This is a genomic window from Pseudomonas sp. B8(2017) (assembly GCF_002113575.1).
Taxonomy (GTDB): Bacteria; Pseudomonadota; Gammaproteobacteria; order Pseudomonadales; family Pseudomonadaceae; genus Aquipseudomonas; species Aquipseudomonas putida_Z.
In genome coordinates, this window is sequence record NZ_NEIO01000002.1 from 213112 (window position 1) to 233281 (window position 20170).

Below are 20170 nucleotides of genomic sequence, written 5' to 3' on the forward strand. Positions count from 1 at the left end.
CGAGTTCTCCTCAGATGCCCTGGTAAACGGGCGTCCGTTTTTCCGTGAATGCAGCGATACCTTCCTTGAAGTCTTCACTAAGCAGTACTCGCCGAAATGCAGTGCGCTCAAGCTCGAGCGCGGCATCGAGACCGCAGTCTGCACCGCGGCGGACTACCTGCAACGAAGCTCGTACAGCCAGCGGGCCGTTTCGGACAATAAGTTCCGCAATTTCCATTGCGCGCGGCATCAATTGCTCGGGATCAACCAACTCGCTGACCAGCCCCTCCATCAGCGCACGGTCTGCCGATATCGGCTCGCCTGTCACAATCATGTGCGTCGCCAATGACACTGGCACGGCTCGGGCAAGGCGGGTTACCCCCCCCGCACCAGCTATCACCCCCCATTTCGGCTCAGGAAGCGCAAATCGAGCATGAGTTACAGCGATTCTGATGTCGCAAGCGAGAGCAATCTCGAGCCCACCTGCGTATGCAAGACCATTTATGGCAGCAATAATTGGCTTGGTGGTAGGCGGCTTGCGATTGATGCCGCAAAAATCACCATCGTCGACTTCGCGCTGGGCCCGCTCACGCAGATACGGGAGGAAAGTACCGATATCAGCGCCCGAGCAGAATGCTTTACCGCCGGCTCCTGTGATGACAACTACATGCACTTGGTCATCTGCGTTCACCTTTGCCCAGACCTGTTGAAACGCGAGATGCGACTCCAGATCAATAGCATTCATAGCCTGAGGTCGGTTGATCGTAACCAGGCCGACATGACCTACCTTTTCAAAAATGATGGACATGGTGAGCTCGCTCAAGTGGCTGGCTGGAAGCGCTGACGCAATTCGCGCTTGAGAATCTTGCCGTTATGGTTGAACGGCATCTCCTCGTAAGTGATGTACTCGATGCGCTTCGGTACCTGATAGCTAGCCAGCAGCTCCCTGGCATGAGTCACCAGAGACTCCTGATCCGGCTGCCTGTCTGCTTTCAAGACGATGATTGCCGTAACCTCTTCTCCCCATCGCTCGTTGCTCAGGCCTACTACCGCGACCTCTCGAACATCGGGGTGCTTGGCCAACACCGCTTCCACTTCTTGCGAATACACATTGAGCCCGCCTGTTTTGATCATGTCTTTGAGGCGGTCGTAGAAGTAGACGTAGCCATTGCTGTCCATGTGGGCCAGGTCGCCCGTATGCAGCCACCCATTAGCGTCGAGGACTTCAGCTGTGGCATCCGGACGATTGTGGTAACCCAGCATCACTGTCGGCCCACGCAATACGATCTCACCAATTTCGCCAGGTGCTGCCACTTGGCCGTTGGCGTCGTGGATCTCTACTTCGATGTTTATGAACGCCCTGCCAATCGAGTCAGGCGCTTTGTGGTAATCCTCTTCCTTGAGCACAGTAGCGATCGGGCCAGCCTCAGTAAGGCCATATTGATAAAAGATCTCTACCCCGGGGATGCATTCCTTCATTGCCTGACGATCAGCAGCGGTCAAGATGCCACTACCAACGTACCAGCGCTTGAAACTCGAAAGGTCGAGGGACTTGGATAGGGGGTGAAGGATGAATTCTCGTGTCAGCGAAGGCGGCATGAACGTGTTGGTAACACGCTCTTGCGCAATCACCCGCAGAACATCCTCGGTCGAATATTTTTCGAGAATGGTGGCAGTGGCCCCCAGGTAGAGATGTGGTAACAGCCAGCAGTTAAGCGCGGCCGAATGATGCAGAGGGGTCGCGATGAGCGTGTTGTCACTCTCGATCATCCGGGTATCGATGATCTCATCCATGCTGTTCCAATACAGATTTGCATGGCTCAACAAAACCCCTTTCGATCTGCCAGTCGTACCGCCGGTATAGAGAATGACAGCTGGGTCGTTCGGATCGATCGAGGGAGAGGCGAATTGATCGCCAGCAGCCTCCTGAGCAAAATCGGGCAACGCTTCCAAGGCCACAACTGGAATTGTGAGATTGGTCAGCAGCTGTGCGAATGTCTCCTGATGGTGGTGTGAGACAAAAAGCAGCTTCGCTTCACAGTCATCCAGCAAAGCGGCGAGTTGCTCGCCTGTCTCTCGGTAGTTCAAGGGCACGGCGACCGCGCCAGCCTTGACGATTCCGAAGAACGCCTCAATCCAGTTGCGACTGGCTGAGGCAATGAACGCCACCTTGTCGCCGTAGCCTATCCCGGCAGCGCCCAAAGCATTGGCGACCTGGTTCGCGCCATGCTCAAGCTCTGCGTATGTGGAACGTCCATATTTATCAACCAGAGCCACCTTATCCGGGTAACGCCGGGCATTGTGGGTGATGTGACCACCAAGCAGCATACGACTCGACATGAGATCTCCTTTTTAATTGTTATGACGCCGGCGTCTCCCGCACGCAGGGACTCCACAAATCTCTAGCGCCAAGAATACCTAACGCACGTTCGTTTTCAAGCCCAAAATTTGAAAACGTCGACGAACAGCCTTATCACGGGCTTTTGATGGGTATTTGCCTCATCCGCCAATGCAGATGCTTTGAACGGTTGTAAAAATCCTAAAAGCAGCTAAAAATAACGCTTGTTAGTTTCCACACAAAAACAATAGAGGCTTGCCAATGGATTCTCTCTCCTTCGATTTCGCAGACCAGGTCGTACTGATCACCGGCGCAGGCCGTGGCAACGGAGCAGTTCTGGCTCAAGGATTTGCGCAGGTAAAAGCCACCGTCCTGGTTGCGGATATTGACTATGAAACTGCGACCCACACTGCAGCCGCGATAAGGGAGGCAGGTGGTTCAGCCCACGGCTACGCGCTGGACGTCACGGACGAAGCAGCCTGCCGTAACTTAGCGGCGGAGATAGCGCAGCGTCATGGAGCTATCCATGTCCTCATCAACAACGCTGGCGTGCTCTTCCGGGCTCGCTTTGAAGAGCCTGAAGCACTCAAACACTGGAAACAAACCGTCGACGTCAACGTTACAGGTGTCATTAACGTGACTCATGCATTCCTGGCACACCTCAAAGAAACGAAAGGATCCATCCTGAACATCGCTTCAATTTGCTCCTACACACCCGGCGACACGCTGTCGATGTACAGCACATCGAAAGGAGCGGTGCTTCAACTGACCAGAGCAATGGCTGCCGAATTTGCAGACCACGGAATACGGGTCAACGGCCTTGCGCCGGGCTCATTCCCGACTGCAATGTCGGCAGCGACCTTGGCCAACCCTGATAAATTCCAGAACTATCTCAACCATACCCCCATGGGGAGAACCGGCAAGGCCGATGAGCTTGTCGGCCCGTCCGTATTCCTCTCCTCCCCGCTGGCAAGCTATATTACTGGCGCGGTGGTTCCTGTGGATGGCGGCTATCTCACACGTTGAGCCGCTACCCTTTTTTGAAAGAGACCCTTAGATGCGACCTGTAGGTGCGAAACGAGAAGTCACCGAATTAGCCATTCATACTGCTGGCGTGGATCTGATTGCCACGTATGGCTACGAAGCGATGACGCTTAGGACGCTTGCAGAGAAGGTTGGCATCAAAGCCGCCTCTCTCTACAACTATTTCAGCAACAAGCAGGAATTTCTGGCCACCGTTCTCAAAGCCGTGATGCGCGACTTGCTGATGGAGTTCACCGAAAAGGTGGATTTTCAAACCACCACCTACAAGCGCTTCGAAGCCATGATCGGGGTGCACATTCACTTCCATACGGAGCGTCGGAAGGAGGTCTTCATTGGCAACATGGAGCTTCGCAGCCTTGATGAAGACAACTACCGAATGGTTACTCGGTTACGCTCGGAATATGAGCGCCGTGTTCGTCAAATCATTGAGGACGGTGTGAAGGAAGGAATTTTCAACGTTTCTGACTGTAATCTGACGACCAAAGCGCTGATTTCCATGCTGACGGGAATTTGCACGTGGTATCAGCCTCAAGGGCGTCTCGGCCTGGAAGAGCTGGAGAAGCAGCACGTCGAGCTTGCCCTGAGGATGGTCGGTTTCTCACTGACGTAAATGCCCCCCCCCACCTGTTCAAGTGGGGGGGGGTAAGCGGTTAATCAAGCATTCCGATATCGGCTCAAGCTACCACCGTGCATGACCTTGCCAGGCAATTGGCGACCAAAAATATCTTCTGCCAGATGCGCCACCTTGATCAGCGCGTCGAGATCCACACCAGTTTCGATGCCCATTTCTTCACACATAAACACCAGGTCTTCGGTGCAAATGTTACCTGCTGCACCACGATGCCCTGCGAAGGGGCAACCACCCAATCCCGCGCACGAGCTGTCATATTTGGCGACACCCATTTTGAGGGCAGCATAGACGTTCGCCAGCCCTGTGCCGCGCGTATCGTGCAAATGAAGCCCCAGAGCGAGATCGGGCCACCGCTCTCGAACAGCTCCGATAGTTCGCTCCATCATCAGGGGGTTGGCCCACCCAACAGTGTCGGCCAGATATACGCCCTTCAACTGGACATCTGCCTCGGCAGCCAGGTTAAGCACCTCATCAACCATCCGCACAACCTGTGGAATGGGCATATAGCCCTCGTAGTTGCAGCCGAAAGCGGTCATGACGTACCCCCACTCGACAGGAACGTCATGCTCTGTGTATGACCTCAGCCAGGCACGCTGCTCATCAAGGGTTTCCGAAATATTCTTGTTGGTGTTGTTGACGGAAAACGCTTCAGATGCAGTTACCCGGATCGCTCCGATGATGTCCAGCTGTGACTTGTAGGCACGCTCAAGCCCCTGTTGATTGAGCCATAAGCCGGTATAGCGCACACCCGTTTTTTTGTGAATACCGGCTGCGAGCTCGTCCGCATCCGCCATCCCCGGGACACGCTTCGGGTTAACAAAGGAAACACAGTCGATCTGCTTCAAGCCTGTCTCTGCCAAGGCCTCGATCAGCTCTACCTTACGTTGCAACGGAATGGGGGTTGGCTCAATCTGGAAGCCTTCACGCGGCCCTTCTTCGTTGATCCAAATTTGTTTGGGCAGGTCGCTCATTTTATTACTCCAAATTTTGGCCAGCGTGTTCGCCTTCAAGGAATTTGTTCGGGCGAAGGAAGAATGAGAGAACAAGCGCACCATTCGGTGAGCGTGCAAGGTGGCGGTTACCCCGAGGCCTCCAAACAAAATCGCCCGCCACCACTTCTCCTTCATCATCCACAATGCTGCCTTCCAGCACGTAGGTCTGCTCTACCTCAACATGCTCATGCAGAGGCAGACGCGTGCCCGGCGCCCATCGAAAAAGTGCGGTCAGTAATCCACTCTCTTTGTCCTGAAGCAGAATTTTCATATCGATGCCAGGCGTAGGGGTCGGCTTCCATGGAAGGGACTCCACATCGATGTAGCGTGATGCCAACTCAGCAAGGCCTTCGATCCCGGGTACGTTAGGCGTAGTAACAGCCATGGCTTTCTCCTTAAACCGACTGAGCAGCGGCAACCGCGAAAAGACTATCGCTGTGCTCATCAATGAAACGTGTGTGGACTTTGGCTTCGAGGTAGGCAGGCTCTGCGAGTACGCGAAGCAGGAACTGACGATTGGATTTGAGCCCTGATATCCTTAGCCCTGAGAGGGCTTTCTCCAAGCGAGAGACCGCTTCAGCTCGATCTCTGCCATGAGCGATGATTTTCATGATCATCGGATCGTAGAACGGCGTGATGCGATCGCCGGCGACAAATCCGCTGTCAATCCGAACGCCTTCTACCTCGGGCACGACCAGTTCCTCAATGAGGCCAGGTGCCGGCAGGAATTTCTTCTCGGGCGACTCGGCATACAGCCGCGCCTCAATGGCATGACCACGTCGCTGAATCGACTGCTGCGTCAACTTTGAAGCAACATCCTCTCCTAGGGCGTGGCGAATTTGGGCTTCAACCAAATCAATGCCGGTGACGGCCTCAGTGACTGGATGCTCGACCTGGATACGGGTATTCATCTCCAGAAAGAAGTACGACTTTGTCTTGTCGTCATAGAGAAATTCGACGGTACCAGCACCATCGTAACGGCAGAGCTTAGCTAGGTTCACTGCGGCATCCGCCATGTGAGCCAACACCTCCTGCGGCACGTTAGGTGCGGGCGATTCCTCGAGCACCTTTTGGTAGCGGCGCTGGATGGAACAATCTCGCTCGAACAGGTGCACTGCTTCACCATTGCCGAAACCGAAGACTTGTACCTCGATATGACGTGCGCTTTCGATCAGCTTTTCCAGGAAAACTGTACCGTCCCCGAATGCGCGCTCGGCCATCCGCTGAGTCGCGGCGACCGCCTCCACCAGGTCGGCTGGTGAGTGGACAGGCTTCAGACCAATACCTCCGCCCCCTGCAGATGCCTTCACAAGAAGCGGGTACCCCACAACCCTTGCCGCGTTGATCAAAGCCTCTGGATCCTCGGCCGTCACGTTCTCCGCAGCGGGTTGAACCGGCACCCCCGCTTTGATCGCAAGGTGTCGCGAACGCTGCTTGTCGCCCATCGCCTTAATGACTTCAGCAGTTGGGCCAATGAAGGTGATCCCGGCTGCGGCGCAGGCCTCAGAAAAAACTGTGTTCTCAGAGAGAAAGCCATAGCCTGGATGTACCAGAGTTACGCCGTTTTCCTTGGCCACACGAAGCACTTTTTCGGCATTAAGGTAACTATCAGCGGCCTTAGACGGCCCAATTAGGAATGCCTCATCTGCTGCTTTGACGTGCTGCGACTCCGCATCTGCCTCGGAATACACAGCCACGGTTGGAATCCCGAGAGCTTTGGCGGAGCGAATCACCCGGCATGCGATCTCGCCGCGATTCGCGATCAGTAGTTTTTGTTCTGTCACGATCTTCTCCTAGAAACTAACAGTTGTAAGTCACCCGCCTCGCTGCGCCTAATCCCTGGAAAGCTCAACAAACCCAGCATCAATAGCTGTTACGGCGCTGGACTGGAAAATTCGCAACCAGGCTTGTGCTGGATTGGAAGCCTAGCTATATTCTCGGAAACTAACAACGGTTAGTAAAACAAAAAAGGAGATTCCCCTTGAGCACAACCAAGCTCTTAGTCGAGCGCCAGGGCCCGCGTGCAACCATCGTCTTTAGTAACCCGCCTAAGCGAAACGCAATCGCTACCGCGACTGCGAGCGCACTAGTTGAAGCATTGCTGATGCTGGATGGAGAGCAGGACGTCCGGGCGATCGTGATCACTGGCGAAGGTGACTGCTTCTCTTCCGGAGGTGATCTGGATGAGTTTCTTTCGACTGTTGACGCAGGTGGAACTCAGCTTTGGGAAACGGGTGATGCATGGCAGCGCCTGTTCAGCGTCATTCCCACCCTTACCAAACCTGTCATTGCACGAGTCGTAGGCTCGGCAATGGCCGGCGCTTGCGGTCTGGTCGCCGCAAGCGACTTCGCATACTGCACCGATTCTTCCAAATTCGGATCACCGGAAATCAAAATCGGCCTCTTCCCTCTCTTCATCCTGCCAGCACTGGTAAATCGCTTGGGTGAGCGGCACGCCCTGGATCTTGCATTGACTGGACGAACCATCGACTCGCAAGAGGCCTACCGCATGGGCCTGGTCAACCGGGTCGTCTCGACTGATGAGATCGACGACGTGGTTGACCAGATGGTTGCTAGTTTCTCGGCCCTGGAACCGGCCACGGTTCGCCGAGGCAAGCACGCATTCAACAAAATCTCGTCCGTCAACCTGACAGAAGGCTTGGAGCTGGCACGGGGCATGCGCCCCGCCTTCATGTGCTCCGAAGAACTGCGTCGCGGTATTGAGAAATTTTTTGCCAAAAAAGAGGTGAAGGCATGAGCGGTTACGAGAACGTGAAAGAACTACAACGTCGTGTTGAGATTGCGCGCGCTGGGGGTTCTGACAAGGCAAAAGAAAAACACCAAGCTCAGGGCAAGATCCTGGTTCGCGATCGCCTCAACATGCTCTTCGACAATGGCGAATACCTTGAGGACGGCCTACTGGTTGGCGCCTCCCGCGGCATGCCAGGTGACGCTGTGGTCACTGCGATCGGCAAGATCAATGGCCAGGAAGTCGCGGTCATTGCAAACGACATGACTGTCAAAGCCGGCACCTGGGGTTATCACACCTTCCGCAAAATCGTGCGCATGCAAGAAATTGCCGTCGACGCCAAAATGCCCATCATCTACCTGGTGGACAGCGCCGGCGCACGGATCGACAGCCAGTTCGATTGCTATCTCGGACGTATCGCCTGGGGGAATATTTTCTATACCCAGGTGCAGGTATCGGGCGTAGTACCGCAGGTCTGCGTGATGTTTGGCCCTTCGCCGGCGGGTTCGGCCTATGTGCCAGCACTCTGCGATGTAGTAATCATGGTTGATAAGCAGGCTACTGCTTACCTGGGATCCCCACGACTCGCTGAAGCAGCCATTGGCGAGAAGGTGACCGAAGAACAAATGGGCGGTGCGCGCATGCACTGTGCCGTTAGTGGCCTGGGCGATTACCTCGCGCAGAATGAAGAGGAAGCGCTTAAGGCCGCTGCCGATTACCTACGTTATTTCCCAAGCCACAATAGCCAGCTGCCTTCACTGCGCGAGGCTAAACTACCTGCCTCTAAACGATCCATCACCGAGATCGTACCTGTCGATCAAAACCGCCCCTTCGATGTGAGAGAGCTTGTCGAATCCCTGGTCGACGAAGGCTCGATTTTTGAAATCAAAGCGCTTTTCGCCAAGGAGATGTTCACAGCATTCGCCTATTTGGGCGGTCGCCCTGTCGGCATAGTAGCGAACAACTCAAAAAACAAAGGCGGCGTATTGTTCAACGATAGCGCAGACAAAGCCACACGGTTCATTTGGGCCTGCAATGCGTTCAACGTGCCTTTACTCTTCCTTCAGGACATCAGCGGCTACATGATCGGCAGCGCTGTCGAAAAGGCCGGCATCATCCGCCACGGTGCCAAGCTGCTTCATGCCGTATGCGAGGCGAAAGTGCCGCGGATCTCGGTCATGATTCGCAAGGGCTACGGCGGCGGCTATCTCGGCATGTCTGGCGCCCCCACAATGCCAGATGCACAGCTTGCCCTACCTGGTGCGATGCCAGCACTCATGGGCCCAGAAGCGGCCATCAACGCTATCCACTTCAACGAAATCCAGGCACTGGAAGGCGAAGCTCGGGCAGCGTTTATCGATGAAAAGCAAAAGGTTTACGCTAAAGACATCAACGCCTATGACCCCGCTGACCAGTTCTCCTTCGAAGCCGTCGTTGAACCTGATCACTTGCGCGATGAGCTGATTCAACGCTTCACCCTCTATAGCCGCCGGGAGATTCCACGAATCGATCGTCGTAACGGCATCTATCCAGTTTAACTACATATAAAAAGGATTTAGCTGATGAGCGCAATCAAAGCTCCCATGGCAGGTAACATCTGGAAGATCAACGTGCAAGTAGGGCAAGAGGTCAACTTCGGGGATGAGGTCATCATCATGGAGTCGATGAAAATGGAGATTCCTGTCGAAGCAGATGATTCCGGCATCGTTAAGGAAATCAAGGTAGCCGAAAACGACACCGTCGATGACGGGCACATCCTGATCGTGCTCGGCTAACTGCGAGAATACTGCCCATGAAAATTGCATCGTTCGTACACGACGGGCGTCGTTCGTATGGCGTCGTCCAGGAAAGCACCATTCTGGACGCAGGCGCCGTCTTAGGCCAGCAGTTTCCTGATCTACGCTCTTTGCTTGATTCCAGTGAGGGGTTGGTAAGACTCACTGATCTGCAGCACGCACCATTGCTGGCCATACAGGATGTTCAATGGCTGCCGGTCATCCCGAATCCAGATAAAGTATTGTGCGTAGGATTGAACTACCTCAAACATATTGTGGAGACAGGAAGAGAAGTACCGAAACACCCTACCCTCTTTACCCGGTTTGCCAGCGCTCAAGTAGGACATGAGCAGCCAATGATCATGCCCAAAGCTTCCACCTCTTTTGATTTTGAGGGCGAACTGGCGATCGTCATCGGAAAGGCTGGTCGCCATATCGCCAAGGGTGACGCGCTGGAGCATGTTGCTGGCTACAGCTTGTTCAATGACGGCTCCATTCGTGACTGGCAACGCCACACGTTGCAATTTACTGCAGGTAAGAATTTTGTCGGCAGTGGCAGCTTCGGGCCATGGTTGGTAACCAAAGACGAGATCCCCAACGTGGATCATTTAGTACTGGAAACTCGATTGAACGGCGAGGTGGTTCAACGGGAAGGTCTCGATGATCTGCTGTTCAAGATTCCTGATTTGATCGAGTACATCTCGACCTTCACCGAACTGCTGCCTGGCGACGTCATCGCTACTGGCACCCCCGGCGGCGTTGGCGCCTTCCGGGAACCTCCTCTCTGGATGAAAGCTGGTGATCTGGTTGAAGTAGAGGTCAGCGCCATAGGCGTGCTACGGAACCGAATCGCCGCCGAGCAGTAGTTCACCAGTTCAGCGTGGGGCCAACAGGCCCCCCTTTGCAGTCCAAGACAATAACAATACGGGACACTGAAATGGAACCCACCACTGATAGCTCTCAGTGGGTGCATGCGGACGCGCGCACTCCCTCATCTCCAAAAGCTTTATTCCGCAAAATCACTTGGCGTGTCATGCCACTAGTGTTCATCGCCTATGTGTTTGCATTTTTGGACAGGGTGAACATTGGCTACGCTAAGTTACAAATGGCACCAGAGCTTGGGCTCTCTGATAGCCAATATGGCCTTGCGGCTGGAATATTTTTCATTGGCTATGCCCTTTTTGAGATTCCTAGCAATATCCTGCTCGACAAGGTCGGCGCACGAAAAACGATGACTCGAATAATGATATTGTGGGGGATCACGTCCGCCATGACCATGTTCGTTACGACATCCCAACAGCTGTATGTACTGCGCTTTTTCCTAGGCGTTTTTGAGGCAGGATTCTTTCCTGGAGTAATTCTGTACCTCAGCTACTGGTATCCAAGCTACATGAGGGGGCGAGCTACAGCGACGATCATGATCGCCACGCTGGTAGCACCGATTTTGGGAGGCCCGGTGTCAGCGCTGATTATGGAGCACTTTCATGGCGTCGGCGGCTGGTCAGGATGGCAGTGGTTGTTCCTTCTCGAAGCTCTGCCGATCATCATCATTGGTGTCGTTTGCTTCTTCGTACTGTGCGATAGACCTTCCCAAGCGCGCTGGTTATCAAAGGATGAGCAGGCCCTCCATTACCAGGTCATGCAGCAGGATATGAAAGGCCTAGAGGTCAGCTCTGGTTCTCACCAAGACAAGGATGCGCTTCTCGCAGCCTTCCTTGATCCAAAGGTCTACGTGCTCGCATTCCTCTATTTCAGCAGTGCTCTAGGTACCTACACATTCAATTTTTGGCTACCCACCACCATTCAAAAAATGGGCGTAACTGATTTAACCCACATTGCACTGTATGCCATGTTTCCCTTTTCTTGCGCCGCACTCGGAATGTTTCTGGTTGGCCGAAGCTCCGATCTGCGTCGAGAGCGACGCTGGCATTACACCTTTAGCATCCTTTTCGGTGCATTGATGCTGACGCTATCAACCCTCTGGGACGACTCTTTAGTGCTGACTTTGTTGATCTTGGGCGCCGCCGCCTTTGGGTTCAGTGGGGCGATCATTGTCTGCTGGGCAATCCCATCCACGTATCTCAAAGGCAAAGCTGCACCGGCCGGCATTGCGTTGGTAAGCAGCCTCGGAGTCACGTGTGGCTTCGTGGGGCCGGCCCTCATCGGGTTCGTCAGGGATATATCGGGGAAAGACCATGCAGGGCTGTACGTGATCAGTCTGATCATGGTGGTTGCTGCATTCGCAATGGTATTCCTCACGCCGAAGCGGGCAATCCATGTGGGTAGTTCAGAAAGCTGAGCTTACCGCCATTAAAAAAAACGGCACGCATTGCGTGCCATTTTTTATCTCCTACATCGCGGCTGATTTGTTGTTCAGCCATACACATGCCCTATCTAGCAGTCTATGGCGTCCACCCTTGGTTGCGCTCGATACGCTGGATAGTCGATGTAACCTTTTGAACCGCCACCGTAGAAGGTTTCTCGATCAGCTGGGGTGAGTGGCCAGCCATGTTGGAGGCGAGCGACCAGGTCAGGGTTGCTAATGAACGAATGCCCAAACCCTGCTAGGTCAATAAGTCCCTCCGAAAGAAGTTCTTCAGCTCGAGCTCGTGTCAGCCCGCCCGCCAGGATCAGCGGAATACCTTTTAACTCAGCCTTGATTTTCTTGAGCAAAGCGAACAAGCCCCCGCCTACTGAACCTTGGACACCGCGGTCAATCCGCTCAAAGCTATCTTGATTCATTACATGCACGTAGGCGAGCTTGCGCTTTGCAATCTCACGTGATAGCGCGAGGTAGGTTTCTTCAATCTGATCGTAGAGTGGCATGTCGAAGAGTTGGCCGTAAGGCGAAATTCGTATGCCTACCTTATGAGCGCCGATTTTTGCGACCACGGCGTCGATCACCTCAAGAGTGAAGCGCAGCCTATTCGCTAATAGATCCCCCGAATATTTATCGGTGCGATCGTTCACCTTAGGATTCAAAAACTGCTCGTGGAGGTATCCGTTCGCGCCATGGATTTCGACACCATCGAAGCCTGCCTCAACCGCATTCACCGCAGCTTGCGCGAAGTCATCAACAATACGCTCAACCTCGGCGGTCTTGAGTTGACGAGGTGCAGGAGGCTCGACACGATCGGGTTCTCCTTGCTCGTTAAATCCGTAGGCCGTCGCTCCCTCTGCTTTCCTAGAGCTTGGACTCACGGGTAGCTTGCCGTTCTCTTGAATTGAGGGATGCGATATACGCCCCACATGCCACAACTGGGCAAAGATATGGCCGCCTACCGCATGAACTGAATCAGTGACCAGCTTCCATCCTGCGATCTGTTGGGCGGTATGGATAGCAGGGTTGAAAAGGTAGCCTTGCCCCTCCCTCGAGATGCACGTGCCCTCGCTCACAATCAGACCTGCAGTTGCACGCTGGGTGTAATAAAGCGCAGTCAGTTCATCTGCGGCATCGTTGGTAGCTCTCGAGCGGGTCATAGGCGCCATCACAATTCGATTTCGAAGGGTCAGGCCAGCCAGGTCATATGGATTGAATAATTTGGTCATTTGGTAACGTTCCTGTAGGTCGCAGGCGAGAGGAGTTGGCACCATCGTAGGCAGGCACAATTGATGCAACAACAGCTACAGTTAACAAAATTCAATTGCTAAAATAGCAATTTATATCTCCCCCTAAAGAACACAGGGAATTCATGCAGATCAAAGCCCTACGCTATTTTCTCATGGTGGCAACGACGGGAAGCTTCCTCGCTACGGCTAGGCATTTCGAGGTGCCAGCGTCATCAGTCTCCAGGTTCATCGCAGCCTTAGAAAAAGACCTTGGTCGCCAGTTGTTCTACCGCAGCACGCGGGCGGTGAAACTCACTGAGGATGGGGAGCGGTTCTACCTGCAGGTGCAGGAAGCCATTGGTATGCTCGATGCTGCAGCGGAAGACCTGGCGCAGGCAGACGAAGGATTGAAGGGACTCATCAGGATCAATGCGCCTGTCGCACTGGGTCGGCTTCACGTGGCCCCTCTTCTAGCCCTCCTGCAAGAGGAATACCCTGAGATCGTATTGGAGCTTACTCTCACAGACGCTCTCATTGATCCAGTCCAGGAAGGAGCTGACATCACCATCCGGGTTGGCCATGTCATCGATTCAGGTTTGATCGGGCGCACTATCAGTGGTCAACGCTACGTGCTTGCCGCCAGTCCCGCCTACCTCGAAAAACACGGCGAGCCCAATTCTCCCGATGATCTAAGTGATCACGCATGCCTGCTCTATAAGGGTGAACAGGGCGCACAACGCTGGTATTCCAAACGCCCTCTCGAGGAGACGTTTAAAATGTTGGAGGTGAGCGGCCCGCTAAGAAGCAATAACGCCGAGGTATTGGTTGCTGCCGCCATGGCAGGTCAGGGCCTCGTTCTATTTCCAAGCTGGTTATTCGATCCGTTGAGCTTCCGAGAGGGTCGTCTTATTGAGCTCCTCACCGAATGGGAGGTTTCTGCTTCTGCCGAACAAATGCAGGTACAAATCCTTTCCCCAGAGAATAGACTTCGCTCAAGGAAAGTACGTGAGGTATCTAACTTTATCATCGAGAAAATCGGCTCTCCGCCATATTGGGAGAGCCTTTAATTTGTGCTAAGTGGCCCGAGCGCGACTAGACGGCCTTTTTGCTTTGACTCCACGAAAGCATCGTTTTTCTGGTAGGTCGCCTAACTCGGCACCAATGCCCGAACCCTCAAAAGATCGATATTGGATAGTCGATGATCACGCGAACTTCGTTGTTATCCGCATATCGATACCCTGCCGTTCCTCGGTGGGTAGCCTGCCTCACGCGAACGGAAAGCGCCTTGGCTGGGCCAGATTGTACGACGTACCTTGCTTCAATATCTCGCTCCCAATGGCGCACGTCGTCACCTTCGGGATAGACGTACCGACGCGTATAAAAAGTATTGTCGCTGTTCCGGTTGCTGACATTATCCCCTCTTGCATACCGCGTCATGAACGAGAGACCTGGTATTCCAAACGGTGCCATATCGATGTCATAACGAATCTGAAAAGAGCGCTCATTAGGTTCAGTGAATGTCGAGTACTGGATTGCATTTGCAAGCGAAACTACGCCCGGGGATGTTCCAAATCCCAGCCAGTCCATGGGCTCATCGCTCTGAACCTTTTGATACGCGACCATAACTGTATGAGCGTTGAACCGATACGCAAGGGATAACGAGTAGGTTGTGTTATCAATAACGCCAGCTAGTTTACGACCAGTATCAACCGTACGGTATAAGTTGGCGTCAACCGTAACGGACTGAGCAGGATCGATCGCATGGATGTAATTGCCATTGAGGTAGTACTGCTTCCAAGTATCCTCCGCTTCAGAAGCATATACAGACGCTTTCAACGCACTTCCAAAATTATACTTTGCGCCTACGTAGCTGACGGACTTGATTGCGATTGGCAAACCATAGTCCGTCGTAAAATCATCATCATTGTTCGATGAGTCGACACCACCCTGCCCATCAAAGTGAGCCGCGTCGAGATGCAGTTTATCTATATCCCATCCCAGCATTGTTCCTGTAGCCGAGCTAGGGAAAAGCCTGACTGTATTAACCGACAATACTGGAACGTTTGGAAAGAGGTTTCCGTATTGAAGCAGCCCACCACCATAACGCAACTTTAACGCTGCCCCTGATTTACTGAAGTGGTCGCGGGGTTCGCCATCACTGGCTAACTGTGTCAGCCGTACTCCTGCTCTGCCGCCTCCACTGTCTAATTTCAAGCCCAGAAAGCTGTATGCATCAAAACCTAAGCCGACGGCACCAGGTGTAAAACCTGACGAGAAATTGGCCATAAATCCCTGCGCCCACTCTTCGGCGTAACCGTTCCGCTCCCCAGATCCTTTGAAGGCATTGGTACCACCGCCATTGCTCATCCCGTGTCGGAAATCCCGATTGAAGTAGAAGTTTCGGGATGTGATAGACAGCTTACTATCCCCAAAAAAATCAGGAGAAGATTTTTCGTCAGCCTGGACTTCGGAAAAGCAGACAGAAAGCAGTACAAAACAGGTTGCTTTATTTAAAGCCATCTTATTCATCCATCTATTGTTTTTGTAGTTTGGAGGGCAAAGCAGCACATATGTGGCAACTGTGAAAACTTAGATCAATTTATTCGCATTGGCCGTGCTCACCGGATTTACCGGCGCCTGAAAACTCTAAAGCTTATTATTTCGATGACCCTGAGCGGCTCAGCCTATAAAGCTGATGGCGGGCTCAGTGAACTTGAACTTAATTAAGTAATACTCACGCTGCTCGCTTCCATTTTTTCGGCCCAAGGTATAAGAGTGCCTGCAGCACCGTAGGAACTGCAGGACGATCTTGTGCCGAGTCGAGTAACGTCGACTTAAGGATACTTTGGCCGGCTATTTTGGACTTCACGCGGTTGTACGGTATCGGACACTGCCTCCGCCTTCTCAGGTGACACTGAACTCGGACTGGCGATGTTCATAGCAAAGATGCCCGAAAGCACCGCAGGAACAGCCGCAAGCAGCATTACACCTACGAAGGGGATGTGCATGGCTATTAGCATTGCTCCAACGAGGGGGCCCGCGATTGCGCCCAGCCTCCCTACACCCAGCGCCCAGCCCACACCAGTTGCGCGAATATGGGGCGGGTAGAAGTTGCTGATGACCCCGTTCAATGTGAGCGAGCCTCCAATCAGACAGAAGCCGGCCACCATAACGGCAATGACGGTGAGGGTGGGGTTCCCATGCTCGAAGCCAACCAAAGCAGTAGCGATGCCGCAGATCACCATAACTTTACCTACCAACCAAACCTTGCTTCTCACCTTATCTGCCAGGTATGAGAGCGAGACCGCTCCAAGCGTACCTGATGCCAGGAAAGCAGAAGTGGTAAGGCTTGCAGCGCTGGACGAGAAACCAGTATCTCGCAAAAGTGTAGGGAGCCAACTTACTGTGAAATACAAAACGGTGAAGCTGGCAATGCATGAGCCCCAGATGAAAATCGTAGGTTTCAGATAGCCATAGCGGAACAAGTCAACGATAGTAACCTTCTGAGGCTTCCCGTCCGACACAGGGGCTGGCGGCGTCCACTGCGGCAAGAATTTGTCGAGCATAACCCCCAGCGCAGCGCGCAAATGTGTTGCCCTGAACAGCCTCGAAAGAGACTCTGGTAGCCAGAGGTAGAGGAAAGGCATCAACAGCAGAGGCGCCACACCACCGACTATGAAAATGCTATGCCAGCCGTACGTTTGCATGATGCTCGCAGCGATAAAACCGCCAACTGCTCCACCGAATGCAAAGCCTGCAGCAGCCATTGTCACGAAAAACGTCTTCATCCTTGGCGGCGAATAATCTGCCATTAAAGCCATAGCGCTTGGCATCGCGCCACCCATCCCGATCCCGCAGAGAAAGCGTATGGCTGCGAGGGTATAGATATCGTCTGCCCACGCAGACAAAAGCGTCAGCCCAGAAAACAGCAATACACAGGTCAGGAGTGTTTTTCTGATACCGAAGCGATCAGCCAAAGGGGTCAACAGCAGAGAGCCAACGGTCAGCCCAAGCAGGTTACAGGTAAAAACAATACCGAAGGCCGCTTTCGGCGTTTCCCATACTTGCGCAAGAGTGGGGACAACAAAGCCCAATAGCTGAGCATCGTATCCATCACAGATAAGTAATAGAACCAAGAGTACAAGTGTTTGGATCTGATGCCGCGATAGCGGCCGTTGATCCAGTGCAGCACGAAAGGCGTCAATTTGGTTATTCATCATGGCATTCCGATTATTTTTGTGAGGCCACGTAAGAATTTGTCGTCACTTCTACGACGGTCGGGTGTTGGCCTGCCCCTCAGGGCAGGGAAACTGAAATACAGGGTGCATGGCCGCCGGATGGTGGCGACCAGCATTTTGGAAACGCAGCACTGCTGGGATCTGAGCGCCTGGCACACACCATCCAGGCAGGTCTCATCACCTAGGCCCCTCCAATAGGCCCGCCTAATGCCTCTACCGCTCCAAATCCGCCGCAGAACCTGCCTTGGATCAATGAATTGAGCGACGCGTCCTCATCCTGCCGATCATAGACCGATTTCCCTATACACACCCTGAGAAGGCGTTTACTACTACGGGTCGCGTATGCACAGCTGGAGAGCTTTCCAGCACCAGGAGCCACAAATGAGAGCAGCGAAGCTGCTCCCATTGCTAAAGCATGACGCCAAACAACTTCTTGATACTGATCAGAAAAGCGAGTGGGCGTATGCACGGTGGGCACGTAGTTAGTCGCCCTGCAGTTCTGCCCAGATTTCTTTGTCCAGCTTATCTGTCCAAATAACTGGCCAGTCAATTTTCGAGCACTCGTCCCATACCCTTTTGACGTCGAATGGCAGGCAATGCTCAAAGATCGGCCAGTGACCATATTCAGCATTAAGCTTATTATGGGTGGCTTCGAAAGCCTCCTTCAAAGAGCCACCGCGCTTATGCACCTTTTCCACTTCTTCAATCATGCTTAGAATAAAGTGGCGCGTTTGCTCAATAGCTGCGTCGGTGTTAGCAACAGTCTTTGCTACTGGCCCACGCCCGCCGAGGAGGAATTCAGCCCGGTAGGCTTTAACCGCATCCAACGTTTTTCCTGACCAGTCGTAGTGGAAAGCATCACCCGTATACAAAGCGGCCTCGGCTTCAACCAAATCCCCTGCGAAGAGTGTCTTGCTCTTCTCATGCCACACCACCAAATCACCAGCGGTGTGCCCACGGCCAACAAATTTGACTTCAAGTTTGCCGCGATCGCCACCCAGATCAATTGTGTAATCGTCGGTGATTTTAGTTGGTCGAGTAAGCCCAGGAATACCTTCAGGTTGCTTGAACAGTCGCGGCATGCGGCCAAATTCACTGTCCCAGTCCTGCTGGCCACGCTCTTCAATCAGCTTCGCAGTATTGGTACTAGCCAGGATATGTTCTGCATTAAAAGCGCTAGCGCCCAAAACCCGGACGGCATGATAATGGCTCAGAATCAAGTATTTGACCGGCTTGTCGGTGTGCTTACGCAGTTCGCTCAGCCAGATATTAGCTGAGGCGGGAGTTGCGCGAGCATCAAAGCAGACAACAAAGTCCTCACCTTCGAAAGCACCGACGTTTGGATCCCCTTCGGCGGTATAGGCGTACACACCATCTGCAAGGACTTCAAGGGTTTCGATTTTTTCAGCAGTGTCATTTGACGAAGCAAAGGCTTTGGCCATGGATCTTCTCCTTAGAATAATTAAGAACACACCTGTTTTTAGGGGCCCTCGGCGCCACGTACTATGACGAGGGAGCGGGCCCGGTTTAGTGTCCTGAATCCATACTAAAGAGCTAATCTGGTGAGATATATAGGGTCACCATCGCAAGAGTGTTGACTGCCAGTCGTCAATGGGCAGCGCTGCACAATCTCTTCCTTAGCCCACGCCTACGGCCTAGAGACGATGCGATCTAGATGGCGCTTAGCCGTGATAATGGACGCGGGCAGTTCCTCCACACAATCGATCGTGGTTCAGCTTGACGACAAGCCAATGCATCCCTGATTTTTCTCGACTGGGCCAGACGTTCGACGGGGAATAGTGAGTCGTCCCCTCCCCAGTCGAACATAGCGGCTCCCGGCCCCATGTGGATGGCTCCCGCCTAGCTAATCCCTCACCTCCCAAGGTTGTTCGGGCAAGAATCGTTCAGCCAGGAGGTCGACTACATGCCGAACCTTTGGCGACAGCAGTTGGTTACGTTGCCAGACCGCATGGATTGGAAAACCCACGGTTCTTACTTCCGGCAACACCACTGAGAGCCTGCCGGCAGCGAGATGCTCGTTCACCAGCCAGTCAGCAATCAGAGCAATACCGAAGCCTGCGAGAGTGGCGATCAGGATGGCGCCGCTATCGTTTAATCCCACCCGCCCTCGTATCGCCATTGAGTGGCTGTGTCCGCTTTCATCGAGGAAGTACCACGACCGTGATTGCCCACCACTGCCGAAAGTGATGCACGCATGGGAATGCAGATCGTCAAGCGATGCCGGTGCTCCATTGGCCGCGAGGTACTCTGGAGTGGCGCACAACACTGCTCGTTGGACACCCAGCGGCTTGGCAATCAACGTGGCGCTATCGTGCAGTGGGCCAATCCGGATCGCAAGGTCAACCCCCTCCTCCACCAAGTCGACCAGTCTGTCCGTGAGGTTGATGTCGAGCTCAAGCGCCGGATGCTGTTTAGCAATATCAAGCAGCTCAGGGAGTACCCAACGCTTTCCCAGCACCATAGGGAGCGTAACCCGCAAACGACCGCTCAATTCCTGCTGCTGAGCTAACAACTGCGTTTGCGCTTGTTTGAGTTCATTCAGAGATCGTCGACATCCTTCACTGAATCGAGCGCCCTCGTCTGTCAGCGTCAGACTGCGGGTCGTTCGGTGAAAAAGGCGAGTACCAAGCGTGCTCTCGAGTTTGGAAATGCTTTTCGCCACGCCCGATTTGCTCATGTCCAGGCGTTCAGCGGCGTCCGTGAAGCTCCCTGCGTCCACGACCTCGAGGAAGATGGAAATACCACGGAATGGATCTGACGTATTCATTGGATAAACCCGATTGACGACCAGTAGTCAACTCTATTGCGATCACAGCATGGTATATCGAAATCAAAATCGTCAATAGCATATGCA

At 53.5% G+C, this 20170-nt stretch carries 18 protein-coding genes; 8 read left to right on the forward strand and 10 right to left on the reverse strand.

The genetic code is table 11. The features are described from left to right. Positions 1 to 10: 10 nt before the first annotated feature. Complete coding sequence (locus CAG22_RS04425; protein ID WP_085704611.1) at positions 11 to 787, reverse strand: enoyl-CoA hydratase/isomerase family protein; 777 nt, start codon at positions 785 to 787, stop codon at positions 11 to 13. Positions 788 to 798: 11 nt separating this feature from the next. Continuing rightward, positions 799 to 2319 carry a class I adenylate-forming enzyme family protein gene (locus CAG22_RS04430; protein WP_085704613.1) on the reverse strand — a complete coding sequence of 507 codons (1521 nt, stop codon included), beginning with the start codon at positions 2317 to 2319 and terminating at the stop codon, positions 799 to 801. A gap of 259 nt (positions 2320 to 2578) precedes the next feature. On the opposite strand from CAG22_RS04430, the gene CAG22_RS04435 reads away from it, so the two are divergent. Further along, complete coding sequence (locus tag CAG22_RS04435) at positions 2579 to 3343, forward strand: SDR family NAD(P)-dependent oxidoreductase (RefSeq protein WP_085704615.1); 765 nt, start codon at positions 2579 to 2581, stop codon at positions 3341 to 3343. A gap of 31 nt (positions 3344 to 3374) precedes the next feature. Continuing rightward, positions 3375 to 3971 carry a TetR/AcrR family transcriptional regulator gene (locus CAG22_RS04440; protein ID WP_085704617.1) on the forward strand — a complete coding sequence of 199 codons (597 nt, stop codon included), beginning with the start codon at positions 3375 to 3377 and terminating at the stop codon, positions 3969 to 3971. 44 nt (positions 3972 to 4015) lie between these two features. Here the strand turns inward: CAG22_RS04440 and CAG22_RS04445 are convergent, their stop codons facing one another. Genes CAG22_RS04445 through CAG22_RS04455 form a run of 3 tightly spaced genes read right to left on the reverse strand, consistent with a single transcriptional unit; the run spans position 4016 to position 6768 of the window. After that, a complete protein-coding gene (locus CAG22_RS04445) occupies positions 4016 to 4963 on the reverse strand; it encodes a hydroxymethylglutaryl-CoA lyase (protein ID WP_085704619.1) in 948 nt (315 codons plus the stop codon). Positions 4964 to 4967: 4 nt separating this feature from the next. Further along, positions 4968 to 5369, reverse strand: a complete 402-nt coding sequence (locus CAG22_RS04450) for a cupin domain-containing protein (protein WP_085704621.1) — start codon at positions 5367 to 5369, stop codon at positions 4968 to 4970. Positions 5370 to 5379: 10 nt separating this feature from the next. Continuing rightward, positions 5380 to 6768: an acetyl/propionyl/methylcrotonyl-CoA carboxylase subunit alpha gene (locus CAG22_RS04455; RefSeq protein WP_085704623.1), complete on the reverse strand. Its 1389-nt coding sequence runs from the start codon at positions 6766 to 6768 to the stop codon at positions 5380 to 5382. A 197-nt stretch (positions 6769 to 6965) separates the two neighbouring features. Between CAG22_RS04455 and CAG22_RS04460 the strand changes: the two genes are divergently transcribed. The 5 genes from CAG22_RS04460 (at position 6966) to CAG22_RS04480 (ending at position 11807) form a co-directional block, all read left to right on the forward strand. After that, entirely contained in the window at positions 6966 to 7742 is a 777-nt protein-coding gene (locus tag CAG22_RS04460; protein ID WP_085704625.1) for an enoyl-CoA hydratase/isomerase family protein, read from the forward strand. Next, a complete protein-coding gene (locus tag CAG22_RS04465) occupies positions 7739 to 9271 on the forward strand; it encodes an acyl-CoA carboxylase subunit beta (RefSeq protein WP_085704627.1) in 1533 nt (510 codons plus the stop codon). Before CAG22_RS04460 ends, CAG22_RS04465 begins: the two co-directional genes overlap by 4 nt. A 24-nt stretch (positions 9272 to 9295) precedes the next feature. Beyond that, a complete protein-coding gene (locus tag CAG22_RS04470; protein ID WP_085704629.1) occupies positions 9296 to 9508 on the forward strand; it encodes an acetyl-CoA carboxylase biotin carboxyl carrier protein subunit in 213 nt (70 codons plus the stop codon). Between the two features lie 17 nt (positions 9509 to 9525). Continuing rightward, positions 9526 to 10374: a fumarylacetoacetate hydrolase family protein gene (locus CAG22_RS04475; RefSeq protein ID WP_085704631.1), complete on the forward strand. Its 849-nt coding sequence runs from the start codon at positions 9526 to 9528 to the stop codon at positions 10372 to 10374. 71 nt (positions 10375 to 10445) lie between these two features. Then, positions 10446 to 11807 carry an MFS transporter gene (locus tag CAG22_RS04480; RefSeq protein WP_085704633.1) on the forward strand — a complete coding sequence of 454 codons (1362 nt, stop codon included), beginning with the start codon at positions 10446 to 10448 and terminating at the stop codon, positions 11805 to 11807. A 95-nt stretch (positions 11808 to 11902) separates the two neighbouring features. Here CAG22_RS04480 and CAG22_RS04485 read toward each other — a convergent pair whose 3' ends face one another. Next, positions 11903 to 13057: an alkene reductase gene (locus CAG22_RS04485; protein ID WP_085704635.1), complete on the reverse strand. Its 1155-nt coding sequence runs from the start codon at positions 13055 to 13057 to the stop codon at positions 11903 to 11905. A gap of 143 nt (positions 13058 to 13200) precedes the next feature. On the opposite strand from CAG22_RS04485, the gene CAG22_RS04490 reads away from it, so the two are divergent. Further along, on the forward strand, positions 13201 to 14124 hold the full coding sequence (locus tag CAG22_RS04490; RefSeq protein ID WP_085704637.1) for a LysR family transcriptional regulator: 924 nt from the start codon (positions 13201 to 13203) through the stop codon (positions 14122 to 14124). Between the two features lie 106 nt (positions 14125 to 14230). On the opposite strand, the gene CAG22_RS04495 is transcribed toward CAG22_RS04490, so the two are convergent. From CAG22_RS04495 to CAG22_RS04510, 4 genes are all read right to left on the reverse strand, one after another. Continuing rightward, a complete protein-coding gene (locus CAG22_RS04495; protein ID WP_085704639.1) occupies positions 14231 to 15586 on the reverse strand; it encodes an OprD family porin in 1356 nt (451 codons plus the stop codon). A 305-nt stretch (positions 15587 to 15891) separates the two neighbouring features. After that, complete coding sequence (locus CAG22_RS04500; protein WP_085704913.1) at positions 15892 to 17274, reverse strand: aromatic acid/H+ symport family MFS transporter; 1383 nt, start codon at positions 17272 to 17274, stop codon at positions 15892 to 15894. Positions 17275 to 17777: 503 nt separating this feature from the next. Continuing rightward, complete coding sequence (locus CAG22_RS04505; RefSeq protein WP_085704641.1) at positions 17778 to 18737, reverse strand: MBL fold metallo-hydrolase; 960 nt, start codon at positions 18735 to 18737, stop codon at positions 17778 to 17780. 422 nt (positions 18738 to 19159) lie between these two features. Continuing rightward, positions 19160 to 20083, reverse strand: a complete 924-nt coding sequence (locus tag CAG22_RS04510) for a LysR family transcriptional regulator (RefSeq protein WP_085704643.1) — start codon at positions 20081 to 20083, stop codon at positions 19160 to 19162. Between the last annotated feature and the right edge of the window lie 87 nt (positions 20084 to 20170).